The 8,456-nt window shown below is 71.2% G+C and carries 7 protein-coding genes; 4 read left to right on the top strand and 3 right to left on the bottom strand.

Going from position 1 to position 8,456, the window contains the following annotated elements:
- Positions 1-34: 34 nt before the first annotated feature.
- Genes AOK23_RS00785 through AOK23_RS00795 form a run of 3 tightly spaced genes read right to left on the bottom strand, consistent with a single transcriptional unit; the run spans position 35 to position 3,763 of the window.
- Complete coding sequence (locus tag AOK23_RS00785) at positions 35-979, bottom strand: N-acetylneuraminate synthase family protein (protein ID WP_055539807.1); 945 nt, start codon at positions 977-979, stop codon at positions 35-37.
- 13 nt (positions 980-992) lie between these two features.
- Complete coding sequence (locus AOK23_RS00790) at positions 993-2,366, bottom strand: N-acylneuraminate cytidylyltransferase (protein WP_055710803.1); 1,374 nt, start codon at positions 2,364-2,366, stop codon at positions 993-995.
- 35 nt (positions 2,367-2,401) lie between these two features.
- Positions 2,402-3,763, bottom strand: coding sequence for a DUF6716 putative glycosyltransferase (locus AOK23_RS00795; RefSeq protein WP_055710804.1), 1,362 nt, complete (start codon positions 3,761-3,763; stop codon positions 2,402-2,404).
- A gap of 198 nt (positions 3,764-3,961) precedes the next feature.
- On the opposite strand from AOK23_RS00795, the gene AOK23_RS00800 reads away from it, so the two are divergent.
- The 4 genes from AOK23_RS00800 to AOK23_RS00815 form a co-directional block, all read left to right on the top strand.
- On the top strand, positions 3,962-4,939 hold the full coding sequence (locus AOK23_RS00800) for a glycosyltransferase family 2 protein (RefSeq protein ID WP_055710805.1): 978 nt from the start codon (positions 3,962-3,964) through the stop codon (positions 4,937-4,939).
- The gene (locus AOK23_RS00805) at positions 4,936-6,270 is read left to right on the top strand and encodes an alpha-2,8-polysialyltransferase family protein (protein ID WP_055710806.1); all 1,335 of its coding nucleotides are present in this window, start codon (positions 4,936-4,938) and stop codon (positions 6,268-6,270) included. The genes AOK23_RS00800 and AOK23_RS00805 overlap by 4 nt, the downstream gene beginning before the upstream one ends.
- A gap of 7 nt (positions 6,271-6,277) precedes the next feature.
- Positions 6,278-7,471: an acyltransferase family protein gene (locus tag AOK23_RS00810; RefSeq protein WP_055710807.1), complete on the top strand. Its 1,194-nt coding sequence runs from the start codon at positions 6,278-6,280 to the stop codon at positions 7,469-7,471.
- Positions 7,472-7,637: 166 nt separating this feature from the next.
- A partial coding sequence (locus AOK23_RS00815; protein WP_055710808.1) for a class I SAM-dependent methyltransferase occupies positions 7,638-8,456 on the top strand: 819 nt, incomplete at its 3' end.

The following is an 8,456-nucleotide window of genomic DNA, read 5'->3' on the forward strand; positions in this document are numbered from 1 at the left end:
GCGGCACGACTGCCCGCAGCTACGGCAGTCGGGCTCAGACGCCGACCGGCTCGCCCGCCGCCGCCGCGATCTCCGCCTCGGCGACGACGCCGGAGACACGGCGCAGCTTCTTCATGGGGCCGAGCTCGGAGTCGTAGACCTTCTTGACGCCGTCGCCGAGGGAGGCCTCGATGGTGCGGATGTCGCGGACCAGGCGGGTGAGGCCCTGGGGCTCGACGGAGGCGGCCTGGTCGGAGCCCCACATCGCGCGGTCGAGGGTGATGTGGCGCTCGACGAAGGTGGCGCCGAGGGCGACCGCGGCGAGCGTGGTCTGCAGGCCCGTCTCGTGGCCGGAGTAGCCGATCGGGACGTTGGGGTACTCGGCCTGGAGGGTGTTGATGACGCGGAGGTTCAGCTCCTCGGCCTTCGCCGGGTACGTCGAGGTGGCGTGGCAGAGCAGGATGTTGTCCGAGCCGAGGACCTCGACCGCGTGGCGGATCTGCTTCGGGGTGGACATACCGGTGGAGAGGATGACCGTGCGGCCGGTGGCGCGGAGCGCGCGCAGCAGCTCGTCGTCGGTCAGGGAGGCGGAGGCCACCTTGTGGGCGGGGACGTCGAACTTCTCCAGGAAGGCGACGGCCTCGGTGTCCCACGGGGAGGCGAACCAGGCGATCCCCTTCTCCTTGCAGTACGCGTCGATCTGGCGGTACTCGTCCTCACCGAACTCCACGCGGTGGCGGTAGTCGATGTAGGTCATGCGGCCCCAGGGGGTGTCGCGCTCGATGTCCCACTGGTCGCGGGGGGTGCAGATCTCGGGGGTGCGCTTCTGGAACTTGACGGCGTCGCAGCCGGCCTCGGCGGCGACGTCGATCAGCTTGAAGGCGTTCTCCAGCTCGCCGTTGTGGTTGATGCCGATCTCGCCGCAGATGTAGACGGGCTGGCCGGGGCCGGCGATGCGCTCGGTACCGAAGGTGCGGAGGCGGGAGTTGGTCGCAGACATGGTGGAACGTTCCTTACTTGTCGAGGGAGTCGAGAGAGTCGAGAGAGGGACCGAGGATCCAGCCGGCGATCTCTCGGATCGCGCCTTCACCACCGGGGACGGTGGTGACCGCGCGTGCGGCGCCGCGCACGACGTCGTGGGCGCTGCCGACCGCCACGGGCCAGCCCACGAGGGCGAAGCACGGGAGGTCGTTGACGTCGTTGCCGACGTAGAGCACGCGCTCGGGCGCGATGCCCTGTTCCTCGCACCACTGCTTCAGGGCGAGGTCCTTCCGGTCGATGCCGTGGAGCACCGGGATCTGCAGCTTCCGGGCCCGGGCGGCCACGACCGGGTTCTGTTCCGTGGACAGGATCAGCATCTTCAGGCCGCTCCTGCGGAGGGCCGCGATACCGAGTCCGTCGCCGCGGTGCACGGAGACGAACTCCCGTCCGTCGGAGTCGATCAGCACCCGGTCATCGGTCTGGGTGCCGTCGAAGTCGAGGACTACGGCGTCGATGTCGTCGTAGGTGGGGAGGGCGCCGGGCCGGTTCGCGTCGAAGAGGGGCGCGAGGGCCTGGGCGCGGGCGAGGTCGTGCGGGTCGTCGATCTCCAGGACCCGGGCGGGGTCGGTGCGGACGAGTTCCGTACGGCCGAAGAAGCGGTGCTGGTGCTTGCGGAGTCCGGCGGCGTCCATGGCGTACGCGGCACCGGTCTCCAGCAGGTCCTGGGGGCGGTCCTGGCGGCGGGGGCGGAACGACTTGTCGTGGTTGACGCCGTAGCCGCCTGCGGTGTCCGCGGGGGCGGGGTGGTCGTCACCCGCGGGGACGACGCCGAGCCCGGTGGCGGCGCGGGCGGCGTCGGCCTCGCCGCGCGCCCCGTGGGCGACCGCCGCCGCGCCCACGCGGTTCGCCTCGCCGCCGGCGAACTCGTCCGCCGTGTCCCGCCAGATGAAGCCGTGGAAGGGGGCGACCGTCAGGGCCGTGTCGGCACCGTGCTCGACGACGGCGCGGGCCACGCCGTCGATGTCCTCGCGGAGGATGAACGGGCTGGTGCACTGGACGAGGAGGACCACGTCGACGGCGGCGCCGTGGAGCGCCTCGTGGGCGTCGAGGGCGTGCAGGACGGCGGCCTCGGAGGTGGCGGTGTCACCGGCGATGGCGGCGGGCCGCAGGACGACCTCGGCGCCGGACTCGCGGGCGGCGGCGGCGATGGCGTGGTCGTCGGTGGAGACCACGACGTCGGTCACCAGCCGGGCGGCCTTGCACTCACGCACCGCGCGGGCCACCAGCGGCACACCGCCGACGGGGGCGAGGTTCTTCGCGGGGACGCCCTTGGAGCCGCCGCGGGCGGGGATGACGGCGAGGACGCGGCGGACGGAGGCCGCTCGGTCCGCTTCCGGGTGGGACATCAGTGGAGCTCCTTGCGAGGGCGACGGGTGGCGGCTCACAGCTCCCCCATCCGCCGGATGACGGGTGCCACGCGCTGCACCCCGTGCCGGTAGGCGCCGCGCGCCGCCCGGCGCACGATCTGCCGTACGGGCCCTGCCTGCCGGTCGGCGGCGGGCGCCCCCGGCAGCGTGCTGCCGTCGGGGCCGAGGTGGTGGCGGGCGAGGATGCCGGGCAGATAGCCGGGCGCGGTGACGGGGGTGTAGTACGGCGTGAGGGGCGGGAGTTCGGCGGCGATCAGCTTGGCGAGGCGGTCGCGGGCGGCGTCGAAGGCGGTGGCGTAGGAGCCTCCCCCGGTGAGGGTGCCCCCGGCGGCGACGCCCTGCCGGGCCACCCACTCGGGGTCGGGCGCCGGCTCGTGCCCGGCGTCCAGCTGGTCCCAGGAGGCCAGGCATCCGGAGCCCACGAAGTGGTGGTTGCCGAGCGCCTCCCGGATCCCGAGGTCGGTGAGGACCACGGTGGGGATCCGGCGGTGCAGCGACTCCAGGGCGGCCGTGGAGCTGACGGTGACGAGCAGGTCGGTGGTGTCGAGGACCTCGCCCATGTGCCCGTAGACCAGGCGGAAGTTGGACGGCAGATCGGTCTTCTGCGCCAGCTTCTGGTAGGGCAGCTCCTCGATGTGCGTGGTGTGCTCGCCCGGCTTGGAGCGCAGCTTCAGCAGGACCTGGCGGTCCGGGTGCAGCCGGGCGTGCTGGATGAGCCGGTTCAGCAGGTACGTACGGTCCTTGCGGTTGTCCGGGACGGACGGCTGGACGGCGAAGACGACCGTGTAGGGCCCGCGCCCCTGCTCCGCGGAGGCGTCGTTCCGGGCCTCGTACGGCGTGCCGCCGAGGAAGGGCAGCGCGACCTCGGTGACCGAGCCGGCGTCGGCGCCGACCCCCTCGTACACGGCGCGGAAACGCTCAGCGTCCTGGCGGGAGTTGGCGAGGACGAGGTCCGCACCGTGCCGCAGCAGCAGACCGTCGGCGAGCTTCTCGTAGACGACACCGACATAGCCGGTGACGACCACGGGCCGCCTGCTCCGGGCGCCCCAGGCGTGCCGCAGTCCGTGCAGCATCGCCTGGACGCCGCCGCCCACGAGGGCGAGCACGAGGACGTCGTACGACTCGGCCGCCTCCGGCGTGCCCAGGGCGCGCAGGAACTCGACGCCCGTCACCTCGCGCAGGGAGTCGGGGCGGACCCCGACTTCCTGGAGCTGGCGGGCGGTGGGGGTGGCACGGCCGCGCAGGAGGAAGCCGTCCAGGTGGATGTCCGCACCCTCGGGGGCGAGGCGGCTCGCGGTGAGCGCACCCCATTTCCACCGGGTGTCGGAATCGGCGAGGACGGCGACTCGCAGGCTGTTCGTAGCACTTGCTGGCACGTCGAAGACGCTAGGAAGGGATTCCGTTGATCGGCCCAACCCGAATGCAACAAAGGGTTAACAGCGCGTCGACGAATGGCGAATCGGGCCGTGGAACACCGGGAAATGCGCCTGGTTCACGGTACCGCCACGCGTCGTTCACCTGACATCAAGCGGGTGGTCAAGACGAATGCCGGAGGGCCGCCTAACGTCACAGGGGTGGTCAAGCTCTCCGTCATCGTGCCGTTCTACAACGTGCAGCAATACGCGCCCGACACCCTGAAGAGCCTCAGAGCCAACGCGCGTGAGGACTTCGAATTCATTCTCGTCGACGACTGCTCGCGCGACGAGACACCGGACATCCTCGCGCGCGCGGAGCGCGAGCTGCCGGGCGCCGTGTATGTCCAACACGAGCAGAACGGAGGACTGGCGACCGCGCGCAACACGGGCATCGACAAGGCCCGTGGCGAGTACCTGACGTTCCTCGACGGGGACGACTGGCTCGCCCCCGGCTACTACCCGCAACTCGTCTCCGCGATCGAGGAGTTGGGATGCGACTTCGTCCGCACGGACCATGTCCAGTGCACCGCGCGGGCCCGTTCGGTCCACCGGGTGCCCAACGGGCGGCGGGGCGTGGTGATGAACCCGCGGGACGCGATCCTGCCGGCGGACCGCTCCACCTCCGTCGACTACGCGTACGCGTGGGCCGGCGTCTACCACCGCCGGCTGGTCGAGCGGGGGCTGCTGCACTTCACCCACGGGCTGCGTACGGCGGAGGACCGGCCCTGGATCTGGAAGCTGCACCGGGAGGCGGAATCCTTTGCCACGGTGGGCCTGCTGGGCGTCTTCTACCGGCGCGGAGTCGCCTCTTCACTGACCCAGATCGGTGACGTACGCCAGCTCGATTTCATTCGCGCATTCGACCAGGTCATCGCGGAAACAGCGCAGGACCGGGACGCGGACAAACTCCTCCCCAAGGCCGTGCGCACATATTGCGCGATTATCTCCCACCATTTGGGATCCATCGAAAGGTTCGAGCCGGCGGTGGCACGGAAACTCAAGTCGATGAGCGCGGTCGCGTTGCGCCGAATGCCGCAGGACGTGCTGGACGAGGCGCTCGACTCCATGGACATCCAGCGCGCCACGCGGCTGCGCCGGCTGCGCCGCCGTCCCGCCGCGACGGGGGTCGCCGCGTGACCACGCAGATCTTCATGGCGTCCACGCTGTACGGCACGGCCACCCTGGCCGCCGCCCTGGACACCGAGTGCTTCCGCCCGGCGGACCGGCGCATCCTGCTGATCTCCAACAACGCGGCGACGCCGGAGACGGCCCCCGCCCTGGACGAGATGCCCGGCTTCGAGCGGCTCCGGACCCGCTTCGACGACGTCATCTCCTGGAACGAGACCATCTCCCCGTTCCACCCCGGCGGCTGGTCCCCCCGCATGGACGACGTGCCCCTGTGGGAACGGCATCTGCGGCTGCTGTGGGGCCTCGGCGACGACGACGTCGAGCTGGCGGTGGAGTCCATCCAGGTCCACCCGGCGCTCGGCTTCACCCAGATCTTCACCGGCGCGCCCGTCACCGTGTACGCCGACGGCCTGATGAGCTACGGCCCCACCCGCAACAAGATCGACCCGCTGGTCGGTACCCGGATCGACCGGCTCCTCCACCTGGACCTGGTGCCGGGTCTGGAGCCGTTGCTGCTCACCGAGTTCGGGGTCCCGGCGGAGATCGTGCCGACGGACGCCTTCGTGAAGGTCCTCGCCGAGCTGGTCGACACCGGTGACACGCTGCCCGCCGTCGAGGAACCGGCGCTGCTGCTCGGCCAGTATCTTTCCGCGCTCGGCATCCTCACCGCCGAGGAGGAGGAGGACCTCCACGTACGGATGCTGAACGGCGCGGTGGCGCTCGGGCACACCCGGGTGGTGTTCAAGCCGCACCCCAGTGCCCCGGCGCGCTGGTCGCGCGGGCTGGAGAAGGAGGCCGAGCGGCTCGGCGCCGATCTCACGGTGCTCGACACGCCGGTCCTCGCCGAGGTGCTCTACCAGCGGATGCGTCCGGCGCTGGTGGTCGGCTGCTTCTCCACGGCCCTGCTCACCGCCTCCGCGCTGTACGAGCTGCCCGTGGCCCGCGTGGGCACCGGGACCCTGTTGGAGCGGCTCGCGCCGTACGAGAACAGCAACCGGGTGCCGGTCACCGTCGTGGACGCGCTGCTGCCGGATCTGGGCGACCGGGCGGCGGTGGAGGCGCGGAAGCCGGGCATGAGCGTGGCCGACCTCAACCGGCTGGTCCGCGCGGTGGGGTACGCCATGCAGTCCAAGATCTACCCGTCGCTGCGCACGGAGGCCGAGTCGTATCTGGCGAGGCATCTGAGCACCCACACCCTGCGGTACTTCAAGCGCCGCCGGCTCACCTCGCTGGGGCTGCCCGGCGGTATCCCGGTCCAGCTCGCGTTCATCCCGCGCAACGCGACCGTACGAAGAGTCGCGCGCCGGGCCAGGTCCCTCAAACGGGCGACCCTGGGGTGAGCGCGGCGTGACCGCGAAGAGCACGACGCTTCCGACGCTCTCACCGGAGGCGGGCACCACCCCGAGCACCACCCCGAGCACCACCCCACGCACCACCCCCGCCGCGGCCCCGGGGTCCTCCGTCGCACGCGGCGGGGCCCGCCCCGCGCCCCGGCTGTACGCCCTCGACGGGCTGCGGCTCCTCGCCGCCCTCTCGGTCGCGGCCTACCACTACGGAGGCCGCGACGGGGAGATCGCGAAGGCGTGGGGGGCCTCGCCCGCCGTGCAGTTCCCGAGCGCGCACAGCTGGTTCGCGTACGGCTGGGCGGGCGTCCAGGCCTTCTTCGTGATCAGCGGGTTCGTCATCTGCGCGAGCGGCTGGGGCCGTTCGGTCCAGTCGTTCCTCGCGTCCCGCGCGGCCCGGCTGCTGCCGGCGTACTGGGCGGCGGTCGTCCTCGTCGCGGCGGTGCTCGCTCTGCCGGGGATCGCGTTCGCCCGGGTGTCGGCCAGCGAGTTCCTGGTCAACCTGACCATGCTCCAGATGCCGCTGGGCGCGGACCGCGTCCTCGGGGTGTGCTGGACGCTGTGGGCGGAGGTCCGCTTCTACGTCCTGTTCGCGCTGTGCGTCGTCCTGCCCGGGGTGACCCGGAGACGGGTCATCTGGTTCTGCGGTGGCTGGACCCTGGCCGCGACCCTGGCCGAGGCATCAAGGGAACCGTTCCTGCAGCTGGTGCTGATGCCGGAGTACGCGTCGCTGTTCATCGGCGGCATCGGCCTCTACCTGGTGCACCGGGACCGCCGGGACACCGCCGCCTGGCTGATCGTGGGGTTCAGTCTGCTGCTGAGCCAGTACCACACGGTCCAGGACATGTGGCACGCCCCGAACGACGCGTTCTTCTCGTACCGCCCCCAGCTGGGCATCGCCCTCGCCGTCGTCGTCGGCTTCGTGGCCGTCGGCGCGGTCGCGCTGGGCTTCCTCGACCGGGTGAACTGGCGCTGGCTGACCACCGCCGGGGCGCTGACGTACCCCTTCTACCTGGTCCACGAGCACCTCGGCTGGCCGGTGGTGCAGGCGCTGCACCAGGGCCTGGGTCTGCCGTCCTCCCTGACGCTCGCGCTGACCGTGGCGCTGATGCTGCTGCTCGCGTGGCTGCTGCACCACGCGGTCGAACGGCCGCTGCAACCGCGGCTGCGCGCGTCACTTCAGGGACGCCGTCGTTGAACCCGAAATTGTCCCAGTGTTCACCCAGGTCAGGGGTTCGAAACGGGCTCCGCGGAGAGGCTCCGCAGCATCCTTGACCGGGTCGGGGGCTTCTCGTAGGTTCCTGGCCCGTTCGCCTGTTCGCCTCGTCGACGCAAGAGAGTCTTCCGTCCTCATGACCTCTGACATGACCTCTGAACAAGGCACGATCCGGCTACCCCGTGAACTCGACGACGTACCCGGCTGGTTCCCAGTGCTCGACCAGCTCCTCTTCAACTGGTTCCTCGACCGACAGGAGGCCGCCGGTGAGCGGGGCGACCTCCTGGAGGTCGGCGTCTACATGGGCAAGAGCGCCATCTTCCTCGGCCGGCACCTCCAGGAGGGCGAGTCCTACACGGTCTGCGACCTCTTCGAGAGCGACGCCCCCGACGACGCCAACGCGGCGGAGGCCACCAAGTCGTACCGCAGCACCCTGACCCGGCGGGCCTTCGAGGCGAACTACCTCGCCTTCCACGACGACCTGCCCCGCGTTCTGCAAGGCCCCAGCTCGATCGTCCCCGGTGAGGTGAAGCCGCGCTCGTGCCGTTTCGTGCACATCGACGCGTCCCACCTCTACGAGCACGTCCAGGGCGACATCACCGCCGCCCGCGACATCCTGCTCCCCGGCGGCGTCGTCGTCCTCGACGACTTCCGCTCCGAGCACACGCCCGGTGTGTCGATCGCCGCGTGGGAGGCCGTGCTCAACCGGGGCCTCAACCCCGTCTGTCTGAGCACCCAGAAGCTCTACGGCACCTGGGGCGACCCCGAGCCGCTCCAGGAGGCCCTGCTGGAGATGGTCGCCGGGCGCGACGACTGCCACCTCAGCAACCAGCGGGCCGCCGGGCACCGGGTGATCCGCCTCAAGTCCAAGGGCATGAAGGCGCCGGACTTTCCCAAGTCCCGCCACTGGACGGAGCCCGAGCCGACGCCGACCGGGCCGGCCGGGCCGGTCGGCGTCGGCTCGGGC

The sequence above is a fragment of the Streptomyces torulosus genome, assembly GCF_001419765.1.
GTDB classification, from domain to species: domain Bacteria; phylum Actinomycetota; class Actinomycetes; order Streptomycetales; family Streptomycetaceae; genus Streptomyces; species Streptomyces torulosus.

What these genes read in the sequence shown, in the direction of transcription:
- AOK23_RS00790 (WP_055710803.1), bottom strand. Translation starts at nt 2,366, where the DNA reads ATGTCCCACCCGGAAGCGGACCGAGCGGCCTCCGTCCGCCGCGTCCTC.
- AOK23_RS00785 (WP_055539807.1), bottom strand. Translation starts at nt 979, where the DNA reads ATGTCTGCGACCAACTCCCGCCTCCGCACCTTCGGTACCGAGCGCATC.